The organism is Ornithinimicrobium cavernae (assembly GCF_003121625.1).
Taxonomy (GTDB): Bacteria; Actinomycetota; Actinomycetes; order Actinomycetales; family Dermatophilaceae; genus Ornithinicoccus; species Ornithinicoccus cavernae.
The window spans coordinates 13,591-40,348 of record NZ_QDDJ01000013.1; the positions used below are offsets into that span (position 1 = coordinate 13,591).

Genomic DNA, 26,758 nt, shown 5'->3' on the forward strand with positions numbered 1-26,758 from the left:
GTCTACACCGGCAGCACGAGGTCAGCGCCGACGCGTCTCTGTCCGCGCGAGCTCTGCGCTCCTACGATGTGGCGATGAGCCTCGAACTCGGCCTGGACACCTTCGGCGACATCTCGAACGGTCCCGACGGCCACCCCCTGCACCCTGCGGTCGTGATCCGGGAGGTTCTCGCCGAGGGGCAGCTCGCCGACCGGCTCGGCCTGGACTTCTTCGGGGTCGGCGAGCACCACCGCCCCGACTACGCGATCTCGGCGCCGGACACCGTGCTGGCGGCGCTGGCCGGCACCACCGAGCGGATCCGGCTGGGCACCTCGGTCACGGTGCTGAGCTCGGACGACCCCGTGCGCGTCTTCGAGCGGTTCTCGACACTCGATGCGCTCTCCAACGGACGGGCCGAGGTGACCGTCGGTCGTGGGTCCTTCATCGAGTCCTTCCCCCTGTTCGGCTATGCCCTCGAGGACTACGAGGTGCTGTTCTCCGAGAAGCTGGACCTGCTGGCGCACCTGCTCACCGAGCAGCCCGTGCGCTGGGAGGGCACGACCCGACCCCCGCTGGAGGTGGCGCGCGTCATCCCTGGCACGGAGAGTGGTCGGCTGCCCACCTGGGTCGCCGTCGGCGGCACGCCGCAGTCGATGGTCCGCGCCGCGTCCTACGGCCTGCCGGTCGTGGTGGCGATCATCGGCGGACCGGCACGCCAGTTCGCGCCGCTGATCGACCTCTACCGCCGAGCCCTGCAGCAGGCCGACCAGCCCGAGCTGCCCGTGGGCGTGCACTCACCCGGGCATGTCGCAGCGACCGACGAGCAGGCGATCGAGGAGTACCTCGACCCCTTCGTCGAGTACATGAACCGCCTGGGTCGCGAGCGTGGCTGGCCCCCGATGACCAGGGACCGGGCTCTCGAGCAGCTCGGCCCGGACGGCGCCGCCTATGTCGGGTCGCCGGACACCGTGGCGCGCAAGATCGCCGACACCGCGCGGCTGCTCGGGCTCTCGCGGTTCCAGCTGAAATACAGCATGGGTCACCTGCCGCACGAGCAGCGGCTGACGTGCATCCAGCTGTATGCCGAGCACGTCGCCCCGCGCGTCAGGGACCTGCTGGCCTGAGGCTCAGGCGGCAACGCGCCCGGTCACTTGCCGGTGAACTTCGCCTTCCCCGGGCCGTCCTGCACGAACGAGGTCATCCCGATCTGGCGGTCCTCGGTGGCGAACACGCCGGCGAAGAGCATCGCCTCGATCGCCAGGCCGGTGTCCAGGTCCGTCTCGATCCCGCGGTCGATGGCCTCCTTGGCCGCCCGGAGGGCGTAGGCCGGACCACCCACGTAACGCTGGGCGCGGGCGCGCGCTGCGGCATACACCTGGTCCGGCTCGACCACCTCGTCGACGAGCCCGATGGCGAGCGCCTCGTCGGCCTCGACCATCCGGCCGCTGAAGACCAGGTCCTTGGCCTTGGCGGGCCCGATCAGTCGCGGCAGCCGCTGCGAGCCGCCCGCGCCGGGGATGACCCCGAGGAGGATCTCCGGCTGGCCGAGCCTGGCGTCGCTGCCGGCGATGCGGAAGTCGGCGCACATGGCCAGCTCGCACCCGGCCCCGAGCGCGTAGCCCGTGATCGCCGCGATCGTCGGCTTCGGGATGTGCGCGACCGCCTTGAAGCACTCCTGGATCACGGCGGCGCGGTCGACCATGTCGGTGTAGGACATGGCCTGCATCTCCTTGATGTCCGCGCCCGCGGCGAACACCTTCTCCCCGCCGTAGATGATGACGGCGCCGACCTCGGCATCGGCCGACACGATGCCGGCCGCCTCACCGAGGGCGTCCTGGACCGCGACGTCGAGCGGGTTCATCTTCGGCCGGTCGATGCGGATCGTCGCGATGCCGTCCTCGACCTCGACGCGGACGTGCTCGGTCGAGGTCTCGATGGTGCGCACCCCGCTCATGCCTGACCACCGTTGCTCTGACCACCAGTGCCCTGACCGCCGTCGCCCTCGCCGCCGGACCGGTTGCGGCGGATCCCCTCGGACAACCACGGACCGACCGTCTTGGGCTCACCGTCGGTGACCGCGTCCTGGTCCCCCGCGACGACGTCGCCGGTGCCACCCGCGGCGAGGTCCGCCTCGCGCTTGGCCTTGGCGGTCACGTTGCGGTGCCACAGCGCCACGGCCTGCAGGATCATGCTGACCGCGATCTGCACCTTGGGCTTGGGGTTCTCCTTGGGCGCGATCACCTGCTCCACGCTCAGGACCAGGTTGCCGGCGGCGATCCCGGCCTTGACCAGGTTGACGCCCAGCGTGATGTCGTTGCAGCCGTTGAGCCTGGTGAGCAGGTCGGCGGGCACGCTGTCGGCGATCTGCCACTGGCCGTAGATGCGCAGGATGTCGACCTGGCCCCCGGTGAGCGAGCGAGCGAACAGCTGCTGCTCCTGCGCGGTGAACTTCACGTCACCGTCGGAGTCGAGGTCGGGCTGCAGCTTCAGGTCCTGAAGGGCGTCGAGCACCCGGCCCCGCAGGGGGTGCTCCTCGGGCGGCGGCGGGAAGTTCGGCAGGGAGGTGGGGTCGGTCATAGTTCTAACGTAACCGAGTACCTAGGCTGCCACCATGCCCGTCCCGCGCCGCCGACCAGATGTGCCGCCACCCCTCGGCGTCACCGTCCACGACGGGGGCGCTGATGTCTCCGTCCTCGCGGTCCACGCGGACGCCGTCGAGCTGTGCCTCTTTGACGACGACGGTGCGGAACGTCGGGTCCCGCTGTCCCGCAAGGCGTACGGGATCTGGTGGGACGTTGTCGCGGACGTGCGGCCGGGCCAGCGCTACGGTTTCCGCGTGCACGGCCCCTGGGCCCCCCGGGAGGGGCACCGGCACAACCCGGCCAAGCTGCTGCAGGACCCGTATGCGGGGGCGCTGGAGGGCGAGGTGACCTGGGGGCCCGAGGTGTTCGGTCACACCGTGGACGAGGGGTGGCACGGCGACGGTGAGACGAGGGACGACCGGGACAGTGCGGCATACGTCCCCCGGTCGGTGGTCGTGGACCACGCCTCCTTCGACTGGGCCGGGGACCGCTCCCCCGTCACGCCGTGGACCGAGTCGGTCATCTACGAGGCCCACGTCCGCGGCCTGACCATGCGCCACCCGGGTGTGCCGGAGGAGATCCGGGGAACCTATGCCGCCCTCGGGCACCCCGCCGTCCTCGAGCACCTCACCGGCCTCGGTGTCACCACCCTGGAGCTGCTGCCCATCCACGCCCTCACCCACGAGCCGCACCTGGTCCGCCACGGGCTCACCAACTACTGGGGCTACAACACGCTCGGCTTCTTCGCGCCGCACCCTGGGTATGCCGCGGCGCGGGACCCGCAGGGCGTGGTCGACGAGGTCAAGGGAGCGATCCGGGCGCTGCACGCGGCGGGCATCGAGGTGATCCTCGACGTGGTCTACAACCACACCTGCGAGCAGGGCAACCGTGAGGGGGCGACCCTGTCGTGGCGCGGGCTGGACAACGCCACCTACTACCGCCTCGACGACCGCGGCCACGACATCGACGTCACCGGGTGCGGCAACACGGTGGACCTGCGCCAGCCCATGGTGGCCAAGATGGTCCTGGACTCGCTGCGGCACTGGGTGACCGAGTTCCACGTCGACGGGTTCCGGTTCGACCTGGCACCGGCGCTGGCGCGGGGCCGTGACGACGCCTACGACCCGGACCACGCCTTCCACGTGGCGCTGCGCACCGACCCGGTGCTGTCCCGGGTCATGCTCATCGCCGAGCCGTGGGACATCGGCGTCCACGGGTGGCGCACGGGACAGTTCCCGCCGCCGTTCGCCGAGTGGAACGACCGGTTCCGGGACACCGTGCGCACCTTCTGGCTGCCGGACACCGCCCGCGCCCTGCGAGGCGAGACGGGGCACGGTGCCCGGGAGCTGGCAACCCGGTTCGCCGGGTCGGCGGACCTCTACGGCGCCCACGACCGCGGTCCGATCGCCTCGGTCAACTTCGTCACCGCCCACGACGGCTTCACCGTGGCCGACACCACGGCATACGAGCAGAAGCACAACGAGGCCAACCTCGAGGACAACCGGGACGGCCACGGCGACAACCGCAGCTGGAACCACGGTGTCGAGGGACCGACCGACGACCCGCAGATCCTGGCGGGCCGGCGCCGGTCAGTGCGCAACCTCCTGGCGACCACGCTCCTGGCCGCCGGCGTGCCGATGATCACCGCCGGTGACGAGCTCGGGCGGACGCAGCGCGGCAACAACAACGCGTACTGCCAGGACAACGAGATCAGCTGGCTGGACTGGGACGCCACGGACCCGGACCTGGTCGCGACCGTGACCCGGTTGCTGGAGCTGCGCCGGCGCCACCGCGTGCTCAGCCCGCCCGAGTTCCAGACCTTTGACCCCGCCCCCGGGAGGGTGCGCCTGCGCTGGTTCGGCACCGACGGGCAGATCCTCACCGAGGGACAGTGGACCGACCCGGCGCTCCGCACACTCGTCGCGCTCCTGGACGACCGGGCCGTGGCCGAGGCCGCCGGCCGGGCCCCCGACGTGGTCATGGTGGCGTTCAACGGGGCCCCGGAGCCCCGCACCGTGCGGCTGCCCGACGCCGACACCAGCCACCCCTGGCGGCTCGAGTGGGACAGCACCTGGGAGCGACCGCAGGACGCCGAGCTCGTGGGTGAGGAGCTCGAGCTGCCCGGCAGCTCCACGTCACTCCTCAGCACCTAATTTTGGGGACGTTCGGATCGCCCATCGCGCATTCTTGGGGAAGTTCGGCGCACCGTGCTACGCGCGGATCACCAGCCATAACAGAGCGCCGCCGACCATGCTCGCCGTCTTGGTCACTGACAAAGGTGAGCGAGCGGCATACACACGCGCTCCTCCGAGCAGCAGCCAGCGAGACGATTCACCAGTCCTCAACCTCCGGACAGACCCAGGCATCGAGCCGGACGTCCCGATCTTTTGCCCTGCGAGCGCTCTCGAGCAGGATCGTCTCAATTCGGGGCCGATCCTCCTTCCAGACCTCGACGACCTCCAGGTTCATCCGTCTGAGACGTTTCGCTCGCTTCTCGTCGAGCTCCTCGGCTAGGTCGACGCGGTGCGGCAGGCCCTGGTACTCCGCCGCAAGACCAGTCTCTGGGTCGCACAGGTCCACCCGTGCCACGAAGTCTCCCCGCAGGTCGTGGACCGGCTGGTTCACGACCGGCGTGGGCAGGCCGGCCTGGATCCAGTGATAGCGCATCTCGCTCTCCGGCACTGACTCGGCCCTCGTGCTGATGAGCGGAAAGAGTTCACGGACACGGGACAGCCGGTGCAGGCCACCCAGCGGGTCCAGGAAGTCGGCGAAGGTGTCACGCTCGATCATCCGATGCCCTGCCCCCACGTCCAGCATGGCCAGGCGTTTTCCCTCAGTGGGTGCCCAACGAGCCAGGTCGAGAATCGTCCGCGGCGCGCTCGTGACGGCGATGCCGCCGAGCTCCTCCACGTGGGCGTCGGGCACCCTGGATCGCCGGATGCGCAGGCCGCGAGTGTCATAGCTGCCCACGTCTGCAGGGACGCTGAGGTCGATGGGGCTCAGCGTGCGCCCGTCGGTCGTGCCGTCCAGAAACCGGGGGCTCACTCCGTGCAGCACGGCCGCCGCCCACCCGGACAGGACGGCACCCCTGGGCGCGCGCTCCCACGCCGCCCAGATCCGCAACAGCCGGGCGTCATCCGGTGGATCGCCGAGGACCCGGACGCCCGAGAGACCAGGCACGCGCTGCAGACTGTTTGCCGCCCGCTTGGACATGCCTCTGGTGCGCAGTTCTGCCGTTCTCGCGATCTCGAACATATGCCACCTCCCGGGCCCACGCTCGACCGACCACGGCAGGTGGCGCCAGCAGGGAGGAAAAGCTGGGGACAGCGACCGCTCGGCGGGCTGGCTGGGGACAGGCCGTGCCGGACCGCTCCACACGTCCTTGAACGGGTGTGCGGAGCGGTCCAAACCTCCCCAAGAAGGCGCGAGGAGCGGTCCGAACCTCCCCAAAATCGCGCAAGAAGCGGTCCGAACCTCCCCAAAAATGGGTCAGGCGTTGGCGACCAGGCCCAGCTCGGCGTCGCTGGCGAGGTGGGGGTGTGCCGGCAGGACGCGCACCGTCCAGCCGAGGCTGCCGGTGCGGGTCAGCTCGAGCTCGCCGTCGAACCGGTGGCGTCCACCGTCGTCGGATCCCACGGGCTCCAACCGGCTCGTCTCGACCTCGGTCAGCTCGTCGGACTCCGAGGCCCGGCCGAAGGCCACCTGGACGGTGACGTCCTCGGGCGAGAGGTCGCCCAGGCACACGTAGGCGTGCACCCGCACCGTCTCACCGACCTGTGGACTGTCGCTCAGGCCCTCCGCCTCCACGTGCTCGACCTGCACCGACGGCCACGCGGCACGCAGCCGCTCCACGCGAGCAGCCAGGTCCCGCGCCCCGGCGAAGTCGTCCTCGCGCACGGCCCACCCGGCGCGGGCGGCCGGGAGGTACAGCGCCTGGGTGTAGTCGCGCACCATTCGGTCGGCCATCACCTTCGGGCCCAGCGTCCCGAGCGTGTGGGTGAGCATCTCCAGCCAGCGCGTAGGCAGCCCCGCCTCGTCCCTGTCGTAGAAGGTCGGGACGACGCTGTTCTCCAGCAGCTCGTAGAGCGCGGTCGCCTCCAGCTCGTCCCGGCGGTCGTCCTCCACACCGTCGGCGGTCGGGATCGCCCAGCCGTTCTGGCCGTCGAACCACTCGTCCCACCAGCCGTCCAGGATCGACAGGTTGAGGGCACCGTTCAGCGCCGCCTTCATGCCGGACGTGCCGCACGCCTCGAACGGGCGCAGGGGGTTGTTGAGCCAGACGTCGCAGCCCGGGTAGAGGCTCTGAGCCATCCCGATGTCGTAGTTGGGCAGGAAGACGATCCGGTGCCGCAGCCGCTGGTCGTCGGTGAACTTGACCATCTCCTGGATCAGTCGCTTGCCGGTGTCGTCGGCCGGGTGCGCCTTGCCGGCGATGACCAGCTGCACCGGACGCTCCTCGTCCAGCAGGATCCTGGCCAGCCGCTCCGGGTCCCGGAGCATGAGAGTCAGTCTCTTGTATGTCGGCACTCGCCGTGCGAAGCCGATGGTCAGGATGTCTGGGTCCAGCACGTCATCTACCCACCCCAGCTCCGCGGACGTGGAACCCCGGGTGCGCATGGACTTGCGCAGGCGCGAGCGGGTCTCCTCCACGAGCTGCTGGCGCAGCTCGCGCTTGGTCGCCCAGATCCGGTCGGCCGGCACGCGGCCGACCTGCTCGAAGACGTTGCCGTTGGCCAGGGACTCGCGCCCCAGGAACTCCTCGGCGAGCTCGAGCACCTTGCGGTCCACCCAGGTGCCGGCGTGGACGCCGTTGGTGATCGAGCCGATCGGCACCTCGGACTCGTCGAAGCCCGGCCAGAGCCCCTTGAACATGCCCCGGCTGACGGCGCCGTGCAGCACGGACACGCCGTTGGCGCCCTGGCCCAGGCGCAGACCCATCACGGCCATGTTGAAGACCCCAGGGTCCCCGCCGTCATAGCTCTCGGCTCCCAGCTCGAGCAGCCTGGGCAGCGGGACACCGGGCAGCTCGGCCGGCCCACCGAAGTGCTGGCTGATCTGGTTGGTGCCGAACCGGTCGATGCCGGCGGGCACGGGAGTGTGCGTGGTGAAGACCGTGGAGGCCCGCACCGCCCGCAGCGCCTCCTCGAAGGAGAGCCCCGCCGAGGTCGTCAGCTCGCTGATCCGCTCCAGGCCCTGGAACCCGGCGTGGCCCTCGTTCATGTGGTAGACGTCCGGGGCCGGCGCACCGGTCAGTCGCGACCACAGCCGCAGGGCCCGCACGCCACCGATCCCGAGCAGCATCTCCTGCTGGAGCCGCTGGTCACCACCGCCGCCGTAGAGGCGGTCGGTCAGGTCGCGCTTGCTCGCCTCGTTTGTCTCCACGTCCGAGTCCAGCAGCAGCAGCGGCACCCGGCCGACCTGGGCGCGCCACACGTGGGCGTCCAGGTGAGCGCCGCCGGGCATCGCCAGCGAGACGACCGCGGGGCTGCCGTCCTCCTCGCGCAGCAGCGCGAGAGGCAGGTCATCGGGGTCCAGCACCGGGTAGGACTCCTGCTGCCAGCCCTCGGCGTTCAGGCGCTGGCGGAAGTAGCCGCTCTTGTAGAACAGGCCGATCCCGACGACCGGGACACCGAGGTCGGAGGCGCTCTTGAGGTGGTCGCCGGCCAGGATGCCCAGTCCGCCGGAGTACTGCGGCAGCGCGGCGGTGATGCCGAACTCCGGGGAGAAGTAGGCGTAGGCCTGCCCGAAGCCTCCCGCCGCAGCCCCCGCCTCGGCCTCGCGCTGGTACCAGCGCGGCTCGCTCAGGTAGCGCGCCAGCCCGTCACCGGCCTCGCGGACCCGCTGCACGAACGCCGGGTCACCGGCCAGCCTGGCCAGGTCGTCCGGGGTCAGGGCGCTCAGCATGGCCAGCGGCTCGCGGCGGCACTCGGCCCACTTGCGCGGGTCGATGCTCTCGAACAGGTCGAGCGTCGGCGGGTGCCATGACCAGCGGAGATTCAGGGCGAGATCGTGCAACGGGGACAGTGCGTCAGGGAGAACGGTGCGCACATGGAGTCTGCGGATGGCCTTCACGAGGCCCCAGCGTAGGCGGTGCCACGCGCGTCCCGTGCACTCACTACGCCGGACAGGTAGCGTCGGCTCCGTGACCGAGACACCAGGTAACGGCCCGACCAGCCAGTCCGTTCTCGATCTGGTGGGCCAGCGGCCCATCGGGCGGATTCCCGTGCAGGAGGTGAGCCCGGCCGTCGACGGCGGGGACCGCCCCACCAAGTCCGTCGTCAACGAGCTGTTCCCGATCACCGCGACCGTCTTCCGTGAGGGCCACGACAAGGTCAACGCCACGGTGGTCCTCACCGACCCCGACGGCACCGAGCACCACGTGCGGATGCACCTGCTCAACCCGGGTCTGGACCACTGGGGCACGACGGTCTTCGCCGACCGCGAGGGGATCTGGAGCTACCGGGTCGAGGGCTGGTCCGACCCCTACGCCACCTGGCACCACGACGCCACCATCAAGATCGGGGCCGGCGTGGACGTCGAGCTGATGCTCGAGGAGGGCGCCCGGGTGCTCGAGCGGGCACGCGACGAGGTCACCCGCCCCGACGGTGACCGCGACCGGCTGACCCGGGCGATCGGCATACTGCGGGACACCGGCCGTCCCGTCGACGAGCGTCTGGCCGGGGGCACCGACCTGCGCGAGCTGCTCACCCACGCGCCGTTGCGGGATCTCGTCAGCCCCAGCCGCACCTACACGTGGTGGGTGGAGCGACAGCTGGCCCTGCACGGGGCGTGGTACGAGATCTTCCCGCGTTCCGAGGGCGCCACGCAGGACCCGGAGACCGGTCTGTGGACGAGCGGCACCTTCGACACGGCCGCCGAACGGCTGCCCGCGATCGCCGACATGGGCTTCGACGTCGTCTACCTCACCCCCGTCCACCCCATCGGCCGGATCAACCGCAAGGGTCGCAACAACACGCTGGAGGCCCAGGAGCACGACCCCGGTTCGCCCTACGCCATCGGCGCCGCGGAGGGTGGTCACGACGCGCTCCACCCGGACCTCGGCGACTTCGACGACTTCGACGCCTTCGTCGCCCGGGCCAAGGGGCTGGGCCTGGAGGTGGCGATGGACCTGGCCCTGCAGGCCGCGCCGGACCACCCCTGGGCGACCGAGCACCCCGAGTTCTTCACCACCCGGGCGGACGGCACGATCGCCTACGCCGAGAACCCCCCGAAGAAGTACCAGGACATCTACCCGGTCAACTTCGACAACGCCCCGGCGACCATCTACGCCGAGGTGCGCCGCGTCATCCAGGTCTGGATCGACCACGGGATCACCCTCTTCCGGGTGGACAACCCGCACACCAAGCCGGTGGAGTTCTGGCAGTGGCTGATCGCCGACGTCGCCGTGGACCACCCGGAGGTCATCTGGCTGGCCGAGGCGTTCACCAAACCGGCGATGATGCACACGCTCGCCAAGGTCGGCTTCCAGCAGTCCTACACCTACTACGCGTGGCGCAACCAGGCCGCCGAGCTCGCGGAGTACGTCACCGAGCTGTCCGGCCGGGCGGCGGCCTACATGCGGCCGTCCTTCTGGCCGACCACCCACGACATCCTCACCCCGTACATGCAGTACGGCGGCCCGACCGCGTTCCAGGTGCGGGCCGCGCTGGCGGCGACCCTGGTCCCGACCTACGGGATCTACGCCGGCTACGAGCACTGCGAGCACGTGGCCCGGCCCGGGGCCGAGGAGCACATCGACAACGAGAAGTACGAGTTCAAGAACCGCCGCTGGGACCTGGACACGCCCGACGGCGGCCGCGACGAGGCCCACGGCAGACCCAACCTCGCCCCGTTCCTCAAGCGGCTCAACGAGATCCGCCGTGAGCACCCCGCCCTGCACTGGATCCGCAACATCACCTTCCACAGCGCGGACGACGAGAACTTCCTGGTCTTCTCCAAGCGCGGTGGCGGCGCCCACGACGGCTCCGACAGCGACGAGATCATCGTCGTGGCCAACCTTGACCCGCACGCGCTGCGGGCCACCACGATCCATCTGACGATGCCCTCGATCGGGCTGGGCTGGAACGACCGGTTCATCGCGCACGACCTGCTCACCGGGGCGCAGTGGCACTGGGGCGAGGCCAACTTCGTCCAGCTCGGCCCGGGTGCGCTACCGGTGCACATCATCCAGGTCAGGAAGTTCTGATGCGGGGTCTCAACCTGCAGCAGCCCGGCCTGCGCTACGACCCGGACTGGTACCGCAAGGCCGTCTTCTACGAGGTGCTGGTCCGCGCCTTCGACGACTCGACGGGCTCGGGGTCGGGCGACTTCACCGGCCTGATCAACCGCCTGGACTACCTCCAGTGGCTCGGGGTGGACTGCCTGTGGCTGCCCCCGTTCTACGCCTCGCCGCTTCGCGACGGCGGCTACGACGTGGCCGACTACACCGCCGTCCTGCCCGAGTTCGGGACCCTGCCCGAGTTCCAGGAGCTCATCTCCCAGGCGCACGCGCGCGGCATACGGATCATCACCGACCTGGTCATGAACCACACCTCCGACCAGCACGCCTGGTTCCAGGCGTCGCGCGCCGAGCCGGAGGGTCCCTACGGGGACTTCTACGTGTGGTCCGACACCGACGACAGGTATGCCGACGCCCGGATCATCTTCGTCGACACCGAGGTGTCCAACTGGTCGTTCGACAGCGTGCGGCGGCAGTTCTACTGGCACCGGTTCTTCAGCCACCAGCCGGACCTGAACTTCGAGAACCCGGCCGTCCAGGAGGCCATGTTCGACGTGGTCCGGTTCTGGATGGACATGGGCATCGACGGCTTCCGGCTGGACGCGGTGCCCTACCTGTTCGAGGAGGAGGGCACCAGCTGCGAGAACCTGCCCCGCACGCACGAGTTCCTCGCCCAGCTGCGCGCCATGGTGGACGAGGAGTACCCCGGTCGGGTCCTGCTCGCCGAGGCCAACCAGATGCCCGCCGAGGTGGTCGACTACTTCGGCACGCCCGAGGCGCCCGAGTGCCACATGTGCTTCCACTTCCCGGTGATGCCGCGGCTCTACTACGCCCTGCGGGAGGAGAGCGCCGAGTCGATCGTCCGGGTGATGAACGAGACCCCGCCCATCCCTCCCGGCACCCAGTGGGGCACCTTCCTGCGCAACCACGACGAGCTGACCCTGGAGATGGTCTCCGCGGAGGAGCGCGCGGCGATGTACGGCTGGTACGCGCCGGACCCGCGGATGCGTGCCAACATCGGGATCCGGCGCCGCCTGGCGCCCCTGCTGGACAACTCACGGGCCGAGATCGAGCTGATCAACGCGCTGCTGCTCAGCCTGCCCGGGTCGCCCTGCCTCTACTACGGCGACGAGATCGGCATGGGGGACAACATCTGGCTCAACGACCGCGACGCGGTCCGCACGCCGATGCAGTGGACACCCGACCGCAACGCCGGCTTCTCCACGGCCGACCCCGGCAAGCTCTACCTGCCGGTGATCACGAGCCTGGTCTACCACCACGCCGCGGTCAACGTGGAGGCACAGATGGCCACCAGCTCCTCGCTGCTGCACTGGGTGCGGGGGATGCTGCAGGTCCGGTCGCGGCACGAGGTCTTCGGGATCGGTGAGTTCACCCTCTGCGAGGCGGACAACCCGGCGGTCCTGGCCTACACGCGGCTCGTGCCCGAACCCAGGCCGGCAGAGGAGGGTCAGTTCGCCGAGCGCGAGATCGAGGGCCACCGCGGGGTGCTCTGCGTCAACAACATGTCGGCCCGGCCCCAGGCCGCCCGCATCACCCTGCCCGCCGAGCTGGCCGGTGCGGTGACGGCCGACCTGTTCGGCGGCAGCGGTTTCCCCGACGTCGACGCCGACGGCTCCGTCCACCTCGCCCTGGGCTCGCAGGACTTCTACTGGCTCGGCCTGACTCCCCAAGGAGCATGAGATGGCCACACTGACCCCCTCCTTCGCCGAGTTCCTGCCGGGATGGGTGGCGTCCCAGCGCTGGTACACCGGCAAGGGGCGCACCCCGGTGCTGCGGCGGCTGGGGGGCTACCGGCTGGAGGACCCGGCCGGGGAGGTGGGCATCGACACCCACCTCGTGGTCGACGAGTCGGGGCCGGCACCGGTCGTTTACCACGTGCCGTTCACCTACCGGGGCGAACCGGCGCCCGAGCTGCATACCGCCCTGGTCGCCACCGTGGAGCACAGCGAGCTGGGCACCCGGTGGATCTACGACGCCTGCCACGACCCGGTCTACGTCCAGGCCCTCGCCGACCTGATGCACTCGGCCGCGAGCGTGGGCGCGGAGGGCTCGCGGGTCAGCGGCGGCGCCACCCGTGCCGCGGCGGAGGGACCCCGGCCGGTGGTGCGCCGCTCGGCGGTGCTGGTCGGTGAGCAGTCCAACACCTCGATCATCGTCGAGACCGGTGAGCCCGGCGGGTCCGCACCGGTCATCATCAAGGTCTTCCGCGTGCTGCACCCGGGCGAGAACCCCGACGTCGCGGTCCAGACGGCGCTGGCCGAGGCGGGCAGCACGCTGGTCCCGCGGCCGGTGGGCTGGGTGACCGGCACGTGGACGCAGCCGGACGGCTCCCCCGCCGAGGGCCACCTCGCCTTCGCCCAGGAGTTCCTGCCGGGTGTGCAGGACGCCTGGCGGACGGCGCTGGTCGCCGCCCGCGACGACACGGACTTCACCGGTCGCGCCCGCGAGCTGGGGGCCGCGACGGCGCAGGTGCACGCCACCCTCCGCGAGGCCTTCGGCACCGAGGAGCTCACCGCGCCGCGGCGCCAGGAGCTGCTGGACCGGCTGCGCGCGCGGCACGCCGAGGCCTGCGCGGCGGTCCCCGAACTGACCGCCTACGACGCGCAGGTCGCCTCGGTCTTCGCCGCCGCGGCGGACGCTGAGTGGCCTCCCCTGCAGCGGGTGCACGGCGACTACCACCTGGGGCAGGTCCTCGACGTGCCCGACCGGGGCTGGGTGCTCGTCGACTTCGAGGGGGAGCCGCTGCGCCCCCTGGAGGAGCGGACCCTGCCGGACCTGGCCCTGCGGGACGTGGCCGGCATGCTGCGCTCCTTCGACTACGCCGCCGGCTCCCTCGCGCAGGAAACCGACCTGGACCGGACCGGGTGGGCGCAGGCGGCGCGAGCGGCGTTCCTGGAGGGGTATGCCGCGGAGTCCGGTGAGGATCCGGCCGCGGCTGCTCCGGTGCTCGCCGCCCTCGAGCTCGACAAGGCGCTCTACGAGGTGGTCTACGAGGCCCGCAACCGCCCCACGTGGGTCGGCATCCCGGTGGCCGCCGTGCGGTCCCTCGTGGGTCGGCCGTCGGGGGCGAGCGGAGGGGTCACCGAGGGTGATCCGGTCCTCCCCAATTCTGAGGGAGATCCGGACCACGTCTCGCCCATTCTTGGGGAGGATCGGACCGGTGACTTCATCCCCGAGCTGGCCGGCCCCGAGCAGGGCAACGGTCCAGATCTCCCCAAGAACCCGGATGAGGCGGTCCGAACCTCCCCAAGAATTGGGGTGAGACCGCTCGCGCACCACGACGTCGAGCTGCTCATGCGCGGGCTGCACCGCGACCCGCACTCCGTGCTCGGCGCCCACCCGCACGACGGCGGCATCACCATCCGGGCCCTGCGACCACTGGCCGAGTCGGTCACGGTGCTGCTGGCCGACGGCGAGCGCCACCCGATGGACCACGAGACCCACGGCATCTGGACGGTGGTGCTGCCACGCACCGACATCCCCGACTACCGGCTCGAGGTGTCCTGGGGCGACGGGGCGGCCCACCAGCAGGACGACCCCTACCGGTTCCTGCCCACGCTCGGCGAGGTCGACCGCCACCTGATCGGCGAGGGCCGTCACGAGCAGCTGTGGAAGGTGCTCGGTGCGCACCTGCGGACGTATGACGGACCGCTGGGTCAGGTGCGCGGCACCAGCTTTGCCGTCTGGGCACCCAGTGCCCGCGGGGTGCACGTGGTCGGCGACTTCAACCAGTGGGACAACACGGCCCACCCGATGCGGGTGCTCGGCGAGAGCGGCATCTGGGAGATCTTCCTGCCCGGGGTGTGGGCGGGCAACCGCTACAAGTTCGACATCACCGGCCCCGACGGGCACCGGCGGCTCAAAGCCGACCCGATGGCGCGCGCCAGCGAGGTGCCGCCCAGCTCGGCGTCCGTCGTCACGCACTCCTGGCACGAGTGGGGCGACCAGGAGTGGATGGCCCAGCGCGCTCAGCGGGACCCGCACACCGGGCCGATGAGCATCTACGAGGTGCACCTGGGCTCGTGGCGCCAGGGGGCGTCCTACCGCGACCTGGCCGACCAGCTCACCCGCTACGTCACGCAGATGGGCTTCACCCACGTGGAGCTGATGCCCGTCATGCAGCACCCCTACGCGCCGTCCTGGGGCTACCACGTGACCGGCTACTACGCCGCGGACGCCCGGTTCGGCTCACCCGACGACCTGCGCTACCTGATCGACCGGCTGCACCAGGCCGGCATCGGGGTCCTCCTCGACTGGGTGCCCGGGCACTTCGCCACCGACCCGTGGGCGCTGGCCCGGTTCGACGGCACGCCGCTCTACGAGCACCCCGACCCACGGCGCGGCTGGCAGAAGGACTGGGGCTCCTACATCTTCGACTTCGGCCGCCCCCAGGTGCGCAACTTCCTCGTGGCCAACGCGCTCTACTGGCTCGAGGAGTTCCACGCCGACGGGCTGCGCGTGGACGGGGTGGCCTCGATGCTCTACCTCGACTACTCCCGTGAGCCCGGCGAGTGGCTGCCGAACAAGTACGGCGGCCGGGAGAACCTCGAGGCGGTGGCGCTGCTGCAGGAGACCAACGCCACGGCCTACCGCCGCAACCCCGGCGTGGTCATCATCGCCGAGGAGTCGACGTCCTGGCCGGGCGTCACCCGCGACACCTCCTCCGGTGGCCTGGGCTTCGGCTTCAAGTGGAACATGGGCTGGATGCACGACTCGCTGGACTACATCGCCCGCCAGCCGATCCACCGCCAGTACCACCACCACCAGATGACCTTCTCGCTGATGTATGCCTTCTCCGAGCAGTTCGTGCTGCCCATCAGCCACGACGAGGTCGTCCACGGCAAGGGTTCGCTGCTGCGCAAGATGGGCGGCAGCGACCGCTGGCAGATGCTGGCCAGCCTGCGCGCCTACCTGGCCTTCATGTGGGCCCACCCCGGCAAGCAGCTGCTGTTCATGGGGCAGGAGTTCGCCCAGATCGCGGAGTGGGCCGACGGCCGGAGCCTGGACTGGTGGCTGCTGGACCAGCCGGCTCACGTGGGGGTCCAGCACCTGGTGCGCGACCTCAACCTCGCCTACCGGGCCACACCCGCGCTGTGGCAGCTGGACCACCACGGCTCGGGCTTCCAGTGGCTGGACGCCGACGACGCCCGGGGCAACACCTTCAGCTTCGTCCGCTACGGGACCGAGGACGAGGCCGGTGAGCGCCCCGTGTTGGTGGCGGCCGCCAACTTCTCCGGGTCGCCCCGCCAGGTCCGGGTGGGCGTGCCCCGCGCGGGACGGTGGGCGGAGCTGGTCAACACCGACGCGCACCCCTACGGCGGCTCCGGCGTCGGCAACCTCGGCGCCGTCACGGCGACCGACGACCCCCACCAGGGCCAGCCCCACTCCGTGGAGCTGATGCTGCCGCCGCTCGGGGTGCTCTGGTTGGTCCCCGACGACGCGCCGCCTGCACCCGCCGACCCGGCTGACGCCCAGGAGGCGTCCACCGAACCCACGCCCCGGGTGCCGACCAGTGCCCAGCCGGCTGACGGCATACCCCAGCAGTCCCCGACCGACCCCAAGCCGACGCCGACCCCCTAGGAGCACCCATGGCCACCCACGAGCGCGCCGGGCAGCCCGCGCGGCCGGAGGACCTGATCGACGTCGCCCACCTGGTGACGGCCTACTACACCGTGCGGCCGGACCCCGAGCAGGTCGACCAGCGGGTGAGCTTCGGCACGTCCGGCCACCGCGGCAGCGCGCTGGACGCCGCCTTCAACGAGGCGCACATCCTGGCGACCACCCAGGCGATCTGCGACTACCGCGCCGGCGAGGGCACCGAGGGTCCGCTGTTCCTCGGGCGGGACACCCACGCGCTCTCCGAGCCGGCCTGGGCCAGCGCGCTGGAGGTGCTGGTCGCCAACGGGGTGGACGTCATGGTGGACAGTGCCGACCGTTACACGCCCACGCCGGCGGTGAGCGTCGCGATCCTGCGCGCCAATGCCGGCGACCCGGTGGCGCGGGCGGACGGCATCGTGGTGACGCCCTCGCACAACCCGCCGCGGGACGGCGGCTTCAAGTACAACCCGCCGCACGGTGGCCCGGCCGACACGGACGCGACCGGCTGGATCGCCGACCGGGCCAACGAGCTGCTGCGGGCGGGGCTCGACGGCGTGCGCCGGGTGCCGTTCGCGCAGGCACGGGAGGCGGCCGAGGAGTTCGACTTCCTCGGCACCTACGTCGACGCGCTGCCGGAGGTGCTCGACCTCGAGGCGATCCGCCGCGCCGGCATCCGGATCGGCGCCGACCCGCTGGGTGGGGCGAGCGTGGACTACTGGGCGGCGATCGGGCAGACCCACGGGCTGGACCTGACCGTGATCAACCCGCTGGTCGACCCCACCTGGCGGTTCATGACGCTGGACTGGGACGGCCGCATCCGGATGGACTGCTCCTCCCCGCACGCGATGGCGAGCCTCATCGAGAACCGCGGCCGGTTCCAGATCAGCACCGGCAACGACGCCGATTCCGACCGGCACGGCATCGTCACCCCAGACGGCGGGCTGATGAACCCCAACCACTACCTGGCCGTGGCGATCGACTACCTGTATGGCGGGGGTCGCCCCGACTGGCCCGGCACCGCCGCGATCGGCAAGACCCTGGTCTCCTCCTCGATGATCGACCGGGTGGCCGAGGGCGTGGGGCGCGAGCTGCTGGAGGTGCCGGTCGGGTTCAAGTGGTTCGTGCCGGGCCTGCTCGACGGCAGCATCGGGTTCGGCGGCGAGGAGTCCGCGGGCGCCTCGTTCCTGCGCCGGGACGGCTCGGTGTGGTCCACCGACAAGGACGGCATCATCCTGGCCCTGCTGGCCGCCGAGATCCAGGCGGTGACCGGCAAGTCCCCCTCGCAGCGGTATGCCGAGCTGGTCGCCGAGCACGGGGACCCGGCCTACGCCCGCATCGACGCCCCGGCCGACCGCGCGCAGAAGGCGAAGCTCAAGGAGCTCTCCCCCGCCGACGTCACGGCGACCACGCTGGCCGGCGAGGAGATCACGGCCATCCTCACCGAGGCTCCGGGCAACGGCGCGGCGATCGGCGGCCTGAAGGTGCAGACCGCGAGCGCGTGGTTCGCGGCGCGGCCCTCGGGCACCGAGGACGTCTACAAGATCTATGCCGAGTCGTTCCAGGGGCCCGACCACCTGGCCCGGGTGCAGGAGGAGGCGCAGGCCCTGGTGGACGCGGCCCTCGGCGGCTGAGGCTTGGGCTGACGCCGGCGGTCACGGCGCGAGATCGTGTGATGCGGCGTGCAGGGCGAGTGCCGACCCGGCAGGCTGAGGGGCCGCTCTAGAACAGTGCACTCATCAGTGACTGGCGGGCCTTGACGACCCGGGGGTCGGTGGCGCCGACGACCTCGAACTGACCGAGGAGGTGCTGGCGCACCGTGTTGCGCTCGTCGCCGCTGGTCCGGCGGACGAGGTCGATGAGTCGCAGGAACGCGTCCTCGACGTGGCCACCAACCAGGTCCAGGTCGGCTGCCTGCAGCTGGGCCTGCACGTCAGCCGGGTCCGCGGCCGCGGCGGCACGAACCGCGTTGAGGTCCAGACCGGTGGTCCGCCGGAGCAGCTCGACCTGCCAGAGCCCCAGCCGGGCGTCCTCGTCCTTGGGGTTCTGCTCCAGCGCCTGCTGGTAGGCGGCGGCTGCGGCGTCCAGGTCACCACGGTCGATCGCGTCGTAGGCCTGCTGGTGCAACGGGGGCAGCTCCTCCTCGGCCTCCTCCCCCTCGGACTGCGCGTCCGACACGCCCTCGACGCGGCCCGTCACACCGTTGGCGACGGCAGCGGACAGGAACTGCTCGAGCAGCGCCCGGACCTGCTCGACCGGCTGCACCCCGAGGAAGAACGGCACCGGCTGCCCCTGCAGGAGCCCGACGACCACGGGAAGGGCACTGACCTGACCGAACGCCTCCTGGAGCACCGGCGACAGCGCCTGCACGATGCCCGGGTTGGCCGCGAGGTCCACCGCGACGACGCGGAAGCGTCCCTCCTGCGCCACGGCCTCGTCGACCATGGTCTGGACGAACTGGGCGGACTCGGGGATCTGGTCGGTGTACAGCACGAGCACGGCCGGCACGCTCGTGGACCCGGTCACCAGGGCGTTGAACCCGGCGTCGGTGCCCTGCACGAGGATGCCGTCGGCTCCCGGGGGAGCCGACGCCGGCGCCCCGGACCCGCCAGCGGGGGCGCCCCCGGGCCCGGCGGCAGCACCGGGTTGCGCCTGCTGACGCGGCCGGGAGAGGGCCGAGAGGTCGACGGCTCCGCGGAGGGCGGCACTGAGCGGCTGCGAGGGCTGTGTCATGCCCCTATTGTGACCCGGCAAGATGGTGGGATGGAATCGAGCCCTCCAGGCAGTCCGCTCCCCGGCCCGCCCCAGCCCGTCAGCGGAAGCCGTTCGCGCGGCCCCCTCGTGGTGCTGCTCGTCACCCTCGTCGGCCTGGCCCTCGCCGCCCTCGTGGTCGTGCGGTTCGTGCTGCCCGGCCTGGCGACACCGGAGAGGGTGGCCGCCGACTTCACGGTGAGCAGCTACGAGGGCGATGCCGCGACGGTCTGCGCCCTGGCCGCCCCCGAGCTGCTGGAGCCGGCGTTCGAGAGTCTCGGCGTGGAGGACTGTTCCGGGCTCGTGGCCGCCGCCGAGGAGGATTCCACGCTGCTTCCGGACAACGGTCCGGCAGCGGACGTGGAGGTCCTCGAGGTCACCATGGACGGCGACACCCGAACGGTCCGGGTGAGCGATCCCGGCGGCAGCCCGGGTGTGTGGGTCGAGGTCGGCCTGGCTCGCGTGGACGGTGACTGGCTGGTCACCAGCTACTCGGGCTGAGCAGGGGGGCCGGTCCGCACCGGCCCGGTGGTCAGCTGCCGGTGCCGCCGACGACCTGCTCGCGGGCGGCGATGACCTCTGGGTCCCCACCGTCGGCGCGGACGTGCACGGCGAGGAAGACCAGGGTGGTCATCTCGGCGCTGTCGGTGATCGTGTCGTCCTCCGCGAAGTGCGCGAACGCCGTCGGCGGCTTCAGAATCATGCCGTCCTTGACGTCGAAGGTGCTCTTGCGCTCCAGCACCGGGAACATGAGGGCGGAACCGTCGGCCAGCTCGATCGTGCGCAGCGTGCCCGAGCGCAGGGAGTGCTCCTGCGTGAGGGACGCCTGCTCGCTCACGCTGGCGGCCTGCTCGTCGGCGGCCTTGCGGACCTGCGGACCGTAGTCGTTGGTCCGGAAGTCGGGCCGCTCCTCCGCGAACGGGTAGTCGAGGATCTTGAACAGCAGGTCCACGACATAGCTCGGGTAGTTGCTCAGGCCGGCCTTGCCCTCACGGATCACCGTGGAACCCTCGGAGCGCGGGGCGAACGTGCCGACCTCCGTGCCCGCGAGCATCGGGGCGCTCCAGCCGATCTTCCAGTTCTCGCCGCCGTCCTCGCTGGTCATCAGGTGCAGCTCGGGCAGTCCGGACTCCGGCACGGTCTGCACCACCATGAAGGCAGGCGACTCGCCGTCGTCCCGGCTGATCGCCAGGACGTTGGGGCCCGTCGGGTGGTAGTCGATGACCGGCTCGATGCCGACCTCACGCAGCGAGGTGGCCGCCACGGCGGCCCGCAGCTCGGAGCCGGCGAACGCGGACTCGTTGAGCTCCGCGGCCTCCTCCGGGTCCGCGTTCTGGGACTGGGCGGCCTGGCGCATCAGCTCGGCGGCGACCTTCTCGGCCTCCTCGACCGAGATGACTCCGGCCCCCTGCGGCGGCGCGGTGACCGTGCCGTCGTCGTCGGTCGGCCCGGCCGTGCTCTCCCCGGCGTCGCCGGTCGAGCCCACGGCGTCCCCCGTGGAGTCGGCGGCGTCCCCGGTGGACCCGGCGGCATCCCCGCTGGAGCCGGCGCCCGAGGCGTCGGCGGCATCGCCGGAGGCGTCGGCGGCGTCACCGGTCGACCCGGACTGCTCGCCACTGTCGGTGGTGTCGGAGCCGGCCTCCGAGCCGTTGTCAGCGGCGGTGGAGCGGGTGTCGGTGCTCTCCTCGGGCTCGTCAGAGCCACTGCAGGCAGCGAGCAGCAGCGACGAGCTGAGAGCGAGGGCAAGCGCGGTACGGGACAAGTTCATAACGAAATGGTAAACCCCGAGCCCGGCGCGGATCCTAATCCACAGGTCTCAGACAGCGCCCACCGGGGTGTGCTATGACGCCTGCCCACGCACGGATCCAGCGTGACGGACATCTCATCCGCCCTGTCGCTCTCACGGCCCCAGGGGCGCAGCGTCAGAACCTCGCCGGCTCGCGGTAGACGCCCCACTCGGTGCGCAGCACGGTGCAGATCTCGCCCAGGGTCGCCTCGGCGCGCACCGCGTCGAGCATGCTCGGGATCATGTTCTCGGAGGTGCGCGAGGCGGCGACCATGGCGTCCAGCGCCGACCGGACCCGGCCCATGTCGCGTCCCTGGCGGCGCTGACCGAGCAGGGCCACCTGGTCCCGCTCCACCTCGTGGCTGACGCGCAGGATCTCCAGCTCGTGGCTCACCGACTCGGTGTGCACGTTGACGCCGACGATCTTCTTGTCCCCCTTCTCGAGGGCGATCTGGTACTGGAAGGCGGCGTCGGCGATCTCGGACTGGAACCAGCCGTCCTCGATGCCGCGCAGGATGCCGCTGGTCATCGGGCCGATCGGGTGCTCGATGGTGCCGTCGGCACTGGGGGTGCGGTCGCGCTCGCCCATCGCCCGGACCGTCTCGAAGATTGTCTCGGCCTCGGCCTCGATCTGGTCGGTGAGCGCCTCGACGTACCAGGAGCCGCCGAGCGGGTCGGCGACGTTGACGACGCCGGTCTCCTCCATGAGCACCTGCTGGGTGCGCAGCGCGACCTCCGCCGACTGCTCGGTGGGCAGGGCGAGCGTCTCGTCGAGTGCGTTGGTGTGCAGCGAGTTGGTGCCGCCGAGCACGGCGGCGAGCGCCTCGACCGCGGTCCGCACCACGTTGTTGAGCGGCTGCTGTGCCGTGAGGGACACGCCGGCCGTCTGCGTGTGGAAGCGCAGCCACTGCGCCCGCTCGTCGGTGGCGCCGTAGACGTCGCGCATCCAGCGCGCCCAGATCCGGCGGGCGGCACGGAACTTGGCGATCTCCTCGAAGAAGTCGAGGTGGGAGTCGAAGAAGAACGACAGACCGGGGGCGAAGGTGTTGACGTCCAGCCCGCGGGACAGTCCCAGCTCGACGTAGCCGAAACCGTCGGCCAGCGTGAACGCCAGCTCCTGCGCGGCCGTGGAGCCCGCCTCGCGGATGTGGTAGCCGGACACGGACAGCGGCTTGTAGTCCGGGATCGTCCGGGAGGTGTACTCCATCAGGTCGCCGATCAGGCGCAGGTGCGGCTCCGGCGGGAACAGCCACTCCTTCTGGGCGATGTACTCCTTGAAGATGTCGGTCTGCAGCGTGCCGTTGAGCTTGGTGATGTCCACGCCCTGGCGCTCGGCCGCCACGAGATACATGCAGAACACGGGCACGGCCGGCCCGCTGATCGTCATCGACGTCGTGACGTCGGAGAGAGTGATGTCGGAGAACAGGATGTCCATGTCCGCGGCGGAGTCGATCGCCACACCGCAGTGCCCGACCTCACCCAGGCTCTGGGCCTCGTCGGAGTCGCGCCCCATCAGGGTCGGCATGTCGAACGCGACGGACAGGCCACCGCCACCGCGGGCCAGGATCATCTTGTAGCGCTCGTTGGTCTGCTGGGCGTTGCCGAAGCCGGCGAACTGCCGGATCGTCCAGGTGCGTCCGCGGTAGCCGGTGGGGTACAGCCCGCGGGTGAACGGGTAGGTCCCGGGCCAGCCGATGCGCTCCATGCGCTCGTCGGCGGCCTCGGCCTCGGGGCTGGGACCGTAGACCGGTTGGACCTCCATCCCGGAGAGGGTGGTGAAGTCGGCGTCGCGCACCTGGCCCTTGGCGACGGCAGCCTCAAAGCGCTGCTGCCACCGGTCACGGCCGGAGGTCTGGGCGGTCTCGGGGACAACGCTGTCGCTCATGCTGCCAGGCTACCGCCCCGCGGCCGTGCCGCCGGGGGAGACGGTATGGCGCATGGCCACCTCCGCCGGTGGAGCCCGGCACCGCGCGTGGGCACGTCCGCAGGAGGAGACGGTATGCCGCGTGGTCGCGCCGGGCGGTCAGGGCCGGTGTCCGTGGGGCCGGTCGCGGGCGGCGTCGACCGCGTGTCCGTCGGTCAGCGCGGGGACCGGGGCCCTAGGTCGTCTCGGCCCTCGCCCGGTCCTTGGTGCGCACTCCCCGGCTGTCGGTGGGACCGCTCACGACCCGCTCGACGACCTGGTAGGCCAGCACGAGGAGGGCCAGCACCGCGGTGACGTGGAGCAGGAAGGCGAGGGCGGTGCCGGTGATCACCCCGGCCCGCCAGAGCGGCCCCCAGGTCAGGCCGAGCACTGACGGGACGACGACGGCTCCGAGGGCACCCTGCAGCAGCTCGCGCCACCAGCGGTGCTCCCCCATCCAGGGCAGCACGTCCCACACGTCGAAGAAGTCCAGGGTGGCCAGGACACCGAGGACGAGGACGGTGCCGAGCACGCCGAGCAGCGCGGCGCGGGTCCAGGACCGTCCCGAGTGCCACATCGTCGACAGCGTGACGGCGGCCCACATCAGCCAGGCTCGCACCCGTCCGGTGCCCAGACCGATCATCGCCTCACGGAAGATGCGGTCGGCCTCGACGCGGCCGAAGGGTGCCCCGTGGCGGTCGAGGTCGGGCCCGATCCACGCCCCGGGGCGGGTCAGCGCGTCGTGCAGCACGGCCGCGGGGAGGAAGTCACCGCTCTTGGGCACCAGCCAGGTGAACACCGCGGGGACCGAGGCCAGGTCGGTGGTGAACCGGCGCAGGTCCGCGGGCACCACGAAGCACTCCGCGTAGTGCTCGCTGCGGAACCCGATCTGGCGCAGCAGGGTGAAGTCCCGCCCGTCGACGCTGCGCAGCTCGAGCCGCAGCGGCCCTCCCTGCTCCGCGTCGAAGAACTCCCCCACGGCGTTAGCGGCGCACCATGCGCAGCTCGACCAGACCGTCGTCGCGGTCCGTCGCGCTGGCGCCGTCGAGACGGAAGTGGTTGCGCTCGTAGAACCGGATGGCCCGGTCGTTGCCCTCGGCGACCCAGAGGTAGGCCGGCCCGTCGCCCAGGACCTCCTCCATCAGGTGCTGTGCCACCCCCGTGCCCAGGTGGTCGGAGACGACGTTGATCGCCCACAGCTGCGTGTCGGTGGGAGCGTCGTCGTCGCGCGCCGGGCCCACGCTGATGAAGGCCACCAGGTCCGCACCGTGCTCGGCGACCGCCACCCGCTCCCCGCGGGCGCTGCGCCCCTCCCGCAGCAGGTTGGGATCCTGGTCAGCGTCCTGGACACCGTCCTCGGCCACGAGTCTGCGCGCCCACCCCCGGGCGAACCGCTCCGGGGTGAGGGCCGCGAAGGCGGCCTCGTCCATGAGGCCGATGTAGGCCTCCTGCCACACCCGGCAGTGCAGCACACCCAGTGCCTCGACGTCCTCGGCCCGCGGTGGGCGGATCACGTAGTCCGACTCCTCAGCCATGGCCCTAACCTACGACGGATCACCGACCGGGGCGACGAGCACCGCCGGCGATCGCCTCAGAGGGCGGAGACGACCTCGTCGGCGGCGGCGTAGGGGTCGGTGTCGCCGGCCACGACCTGCTCGGCCGCGGTCTCGAGGTCCTTGCCGTGGCCCAGCACGCCCATCCGCTCACGCAGCTGGGCGACCGCGATCGCCTCGATCTCGGCCCCGGCGCGGCGGACCCGGCGCCGGTGCAGCTCGCCGTCGGCCATCCACTCCCGGTGCTTGTCGAGCGCCTCGAGGAGCTCGTCGAGACCCTCGTGCCGGTCGGCGACCGTCTTGAGCACCGGCGGCCGCCACAACCCCGGCTCGGTGCGGTCCCCCAGACTGATCATGTGCCGGATCTCGCGGACCGTGCTGTCGGCACCGTCCCGGTCGGCCTTGTTGACCACGAACACGTCCCCGACCTCCAGGATGCCGGCCTTGGCGGCCTGGACCCCGTCGCCCATGCCGGGGGCGAGCAGCACGAGCGTGGTGTCCGCCAGGCCGGCGATCTCGACCTCGCTCTGACCGACCCCGACGGTCTCCACCAGCACCACGTCGCAGCCGGCGGCGTCGAGCACGCGCAGGGCCTGCGGGGTGCTCCAGGAGAGACCACCCAGGTGACCACGGCTGGCCATCGACCTGATGTAGACCTCCGGGTCGAGGACGTGGTCGGTCATCCGGATCCGGTCGCCGAGCAGGGCGCCGCCGGAGAACGGCGAGGAGGGGTCGACGGCCAGCACACCCACCCGCAGCCCACGGCCACGCAGCCCGCTGACCAGCATCGAGGTGCTGGTGGACTTGCCGACGCCCGGACTGCCCGTGAGTCCCACGACGTAGGCGTGACCGCTGTGCGGCGCGAGGGCCGCCATCACCTCCCGCAGCGCGGGGTGGTCGTTCTCGACCAGGGTGATCAGGCGCGCGACGGCACGCGGAGAGCCTGCTCTGGCCTGTTCGACGAGGCTGGGGACATCGACCTCACGCCGCGACATGGTCCTCCTGACCTGGGGACTTCAACGAACTGCTGACCGTACCCCGTGGACGGGGACCAGGACGGGTCAGGAGGTGGCCGGCACGCGCACGATCAGGGCGTCACCCTGTCCGCCGCCGCCGCAGAGGGCCGCCGCGCCGGTGCCACCGCCCCGGCGCCTCAGCTCCAGGGCGAGGGTCAGGGCCAGCCGGGCACCCGACATACCGATGGGGTGGCCGAGCGCGATGGCGCCGCCGTTGGGGTTGACCCGCTCCGGGTCCAGGCCGAGCTCCTTGGTGGAGGCCAGGCCGACGGCGGCGAAGGCCTCGTTGATCTCGACGACGTCCAGGTCGGCGGGCTCGATGCCCTCCTTCTTGCAGGCGGCGACGATGGCCCGCGCGGGCTGGCTCTGCAGGGTTGAGTCGGGGCCGGCGACGACGCCGTGGGCACCGATCTCGGCCAGCCAGGTCAGACCGAGCTGCTCGGCACGGGCCTTGCTCATCACGACGACCGCGGCGGCACCGTCGGAGATCTGCGAGGCGCTGCCGGCGGTGATGGTGCCGTCCTTGGAGAACGCGGGGCGCAGCCTGCCCAGGGACTCGGTGGTGGTCTCGGCGCGGATCCCCTCGTCGGTGCGGAAGTCGACCGGGTCGCCCTTGCGCTGGGGCACCTGGACGGTGACCACCTCGTCGTCGAACTTGCCGTCCTCCCACGCCTTGGCGGCCAGCTGGTGGCTGCGCGCGGAGAAGGCATCCTGCTCCTCGCGGGTGAACTCGCGGTCCGCCGTGTTGGCGTCCTCGGTGAGGTTGCCCATCGCCTGGTCGGTGAAGGCGTCCCACAGTCCGTCGTGGGCCATGTGGTCGCGCATCGTCACGTCGCCGTACTTGAAGCCGGCGCGGCTCTTCTCCAGCAGGTGCGGCGCGTTGGTCATCGACTCCTGGCCACCGGCCACGACGATGTCGAACTCTCCCGCGCGGATCAGCTGGTCGGCCAGCGCGATCGCGTCCAGGCCGGAGAGGCAGACCTTGTTGATGGTCAGGGCCGGCACGTCCATCGGGATCCCGGCCTTGACCGCGGCCTGGCGGGCGGGGATCTGCCCGGCGCCGGCGGTGAGGACCTGGCCCATGATCACGTAGTCGACCTGGTCACCGGAGATGCCGGCCCGCTCCAGGGCGCCCTTGATGGCGAAGCCGCCCAGGTCGCTGCCCGAGAAGTCCTTCAGCCCGCCGGACATCCGGCCCATGGGGGTGCGGGCCCCCGCGACGATGACCGAGACGGGCGCGCCGCCCGCGGGGGTGGTGGTGGCGTCAGGCGTTGCGGTCATGGGGTCCTCCAGCGACTTCGGTGGGTGCGTGAGCGTCAGTCCCCATCCTACC

18 protein-coding genes are annotated in these 26,758 nt (G+C 71.3%); 7 read left to right on the forward strand and 11 right to left on the reverse strand.

The features are described 5' to 3' along the window. The first annotated feature begins 74 nt into the window (after positions 1-74). Entirely contained in the window at positions 75-1,103 is a 1,029-nt protein-coding gene (locus DA085_RS14960) for an LLM class flavin-dependent oxidoreductase (RefSeq protein WP_109473789.1), read from the forward strand. A gap of 23 nt (positions 1,104-1,126) precedes the next feature. Here DA085_RS14960 and DA085_RS14965 read toward each other — a convergent pair whose 3' ends face one another. After that, a complete protein-coding gene (locus tag DA085_RS14965; protein WP_109473790.1) occupies positions 1,127-1,933 on the reverse strand; it encodes an enoyl-CoA hydratase/isomerase family protein in 807 nt (268 codons plus the stop codon). Continuing rightward, a complete protein-coding gene (locus tag DA085_RS14970) occupies positions 1,930-2,556 on the reverse strand; it encodes a hypothetical protein (protein ID WP_109473791.1) in 627 nt (208 codons plus the stop codon). Before DA085_RS14970 ends, DA085_RS14965 begins: the two co-directional genes overlap by 4 nt. Before the next feature lie 34 nt (positions 2,557-2,590). Here DA085_RS14970 and glgX point away from each other — a divergent pair, with 34 nt between their 5' ends. After that, positions 2,591-4,714, forward strand: a complete 2,124-nt coding sequence (gene glgX / locus DA085_RS14975) for a glycogen debranching protein GlgX (protein ID WP_109473792.1) — start codon at positions 2,591-2,593, stop codon at positions 4,712-4,714. 178 nt (positions 4,715-4,892) lie between these two features. Here the strand turns inward: glgX and DA085_RS14980 are convergent, their stop codons facing one another. Together DA085_RS14980 and glgP are read right to left on the reverse strand one after the other, a co-directional pair. Further along, the gene (locus DA085_RS14980; protein ID WP_154402218.1) at positions 4,893-5,741 is read right to left on the reverse strand and encodes a hypothetical protein; all 849 of its coding nucleotides are present in this window, start codon (positions 5,739-5,741) and stop codon (positions 4,893-4,895) included. Between the two features lie 309 nt (positions 5,742-6,050). Continuing rightward, positions 6,051-8,633: an alpha-glucan family phosphorylase gene (gene glgP / locus DA085_RS14985; protein ID WP_109473794.1), complete on the reverse strand. Its 2,583-nt coding sequence runs from the start codon at positions 8,631-8,633 to the stop codon at positions 6,051-6,053. Positions 8,634-8,703: 70 nt separating this feature from the next. On the opposite strand from glgP, the gene DA085_RS14990 reads away from it, so the two are divergent. Genes DA085_RS14990 through pgm form a run of 4 tightly spaced genes read left to right on the forward strand, consistent with a single transcriptional unit; the run spans position 8,704 to position 18,050 of the window. Further along, positions 8,704-10,767 carry an alpha-1,4-glucan--maltose-1-phosphate maltosyltransferase gene (locus tag DA085_RS14990; protein WP_237565550.1) on the forward strand — a complete coding sequence of 688 codons (2,064 nt, stop codon included), beginning with the start codon at positions 8,704-8,706 and terminating at the stop codon, positions 10,765-10,767. Next, positions 10,767-12,500: a maltose alpha-D-glucosyltransferase gene (gene treS / locus DA085_RS14995; RefSeq protein WP_109473796.1), complete on the forward strand. Its 1,734-nt coding sequence runs from the start codon at positions 10,767-10,769 to the stop codon at positions 12,498-12,500. Before DA085_RS14990 ends, treS begins: the two co-directional genes overlap by 1 nt. Before the next feature lies 1 nt (position 12,501). After that, positions 12,502-16,401: a 1,4-alpha-glucan branching protein GlgB gene (glgB, locus tag DA085_RS15000; RefSeq protein ID WP_109473797.1), complete on the forward strand. Its 3,900-nt coding sequence runs from the start codon at positions 12,502-12,504 to the stop codon at positions 16,399-16,401. An 8-nt stretch (positions 16,402-16,409) separates the two neighbouring features. Further along, the gene (gene pgm / locus DA085_RS15005; RefSeq protein ID WP_109473798.1) at positions 16,410-18,050 is read left to right on the forward strand and encodes a phosphoglucomutase (alpha-D-glucose-1,6-bisphosphate-dependent); all 1,641 of its coding nucleotides are present in this window, start codon (positions 16,410-16,412) and stop codon (positions 18,048-18,050) included. A gap of 88 nt (positions 18,051-18,138) precedes the next feature. Here the strand turns inward: pgm and DA085_RS15010 are convergent, their stop codons facing one another. Beyond that, positions 18,139-19,149, reverse strand: a complete 1,011-nt coding sequence (locus tag DA085_RS15010; protein ID WP_109473799.1) for a co-chaperone YbbN — start codon at positions 19,147-19,149, stop codon at positions 18,139-18,141. Positions 19,150-19,179: 30 nt separating this feature from the next. Here DA085_RS15010 and DA085_RS15015 point away from each other — a divergent pair, with 30 nt between their 5' ends. After that, entirely contained in the window at positions 19,180-19,668 is a 489-nt protein-coding gene (locus DA085_RS15015; RefSeq protein WP_154402219.1) for a hypothetical protein, read from the forward strand. A 31-nt stretch (positions 19,669-19,699) separates the two neighbouring features. Here the strand turns inward: DA085_RS15015 and DA085_RS15020 are convergent, their stop codons facing one another. The 6 genes from DA085_RS15020 to DA085_RS15045 all read right to left on the reverse strand — a co-directional run bounded on the left by DA085_RS15020 (position 19,700) and on the right by DA085_RS15045 (position 26,706). After that, positions 19,700-20,935, reverse strand: coding sequence for a hypothetical protein (locus DA085_RS15020; RefSeq protein WP_109473801.1), 1,236 nt, complete (start codon positions 20,933-20,935; stop codon positions 19,700-19,702). Between the two features lie 154 nt (positions 20,936-21,089). Continuing rightward, entirely contained in the window at positions 21,090-22,838 is a 1,749-nt protein-coding gene (locus tag DA085_RS15025; protein WP_109473802.1) for a coenzyme B12-dependent isobutyryl-CoA mutase large subunit, read from the reverse strand. Between the two features lie 214 nt (positions 22,839-23,052). Continuing rightward, entirely contained in the window at positions 23,053-23,835 is a 783-nt protein-coding gene (locus tag DA085_RS15030; protein ID WP_109473803.1) for a DUF1353 domain-containing protein, read from the reverse strand. Between the two features lie 4 nt (positions 23,836-23,839). After that, a complete protein-coding gene (locus tag DA085_RS15035; RefSeq protein WP_109473804.1) occupies positions 23,840-24,391 on the reverse strand; it encodes a GNAT family N-acetyltransferase in 552 nt (183 codons plus the stop codon). 56 nt (positions 24,392-24,447) lie between these two features. Then, on the reverse strand, positions 24,448-25,404 hold the full coding sequence (gene meaB, locus DA085_RS15040; RefSeq protein WP_109473805.1) for a methylmalonyl Co-A mutase-associated GTPase MeaB: 957 nt from the start codon (positions 25,402-25,404) through the stop codon (positions 24,448-24,450). A gap of 66 nt (positions 25,405-25,470) precedes the next feature. Continuing rightward, positions 25,471-26,706, reverse strand: coding sequence for an acetyl-CoA C-acetyltransferase (locus tag DA085_RS15045; RefSeq protein WP_109473806.1), 1,236 nt, complete (start codon positions 26,704-26,706; stop codon positions 25,471-25,473). Positions 26,707-26,758 lie beyond the last annotated feature (52 nt).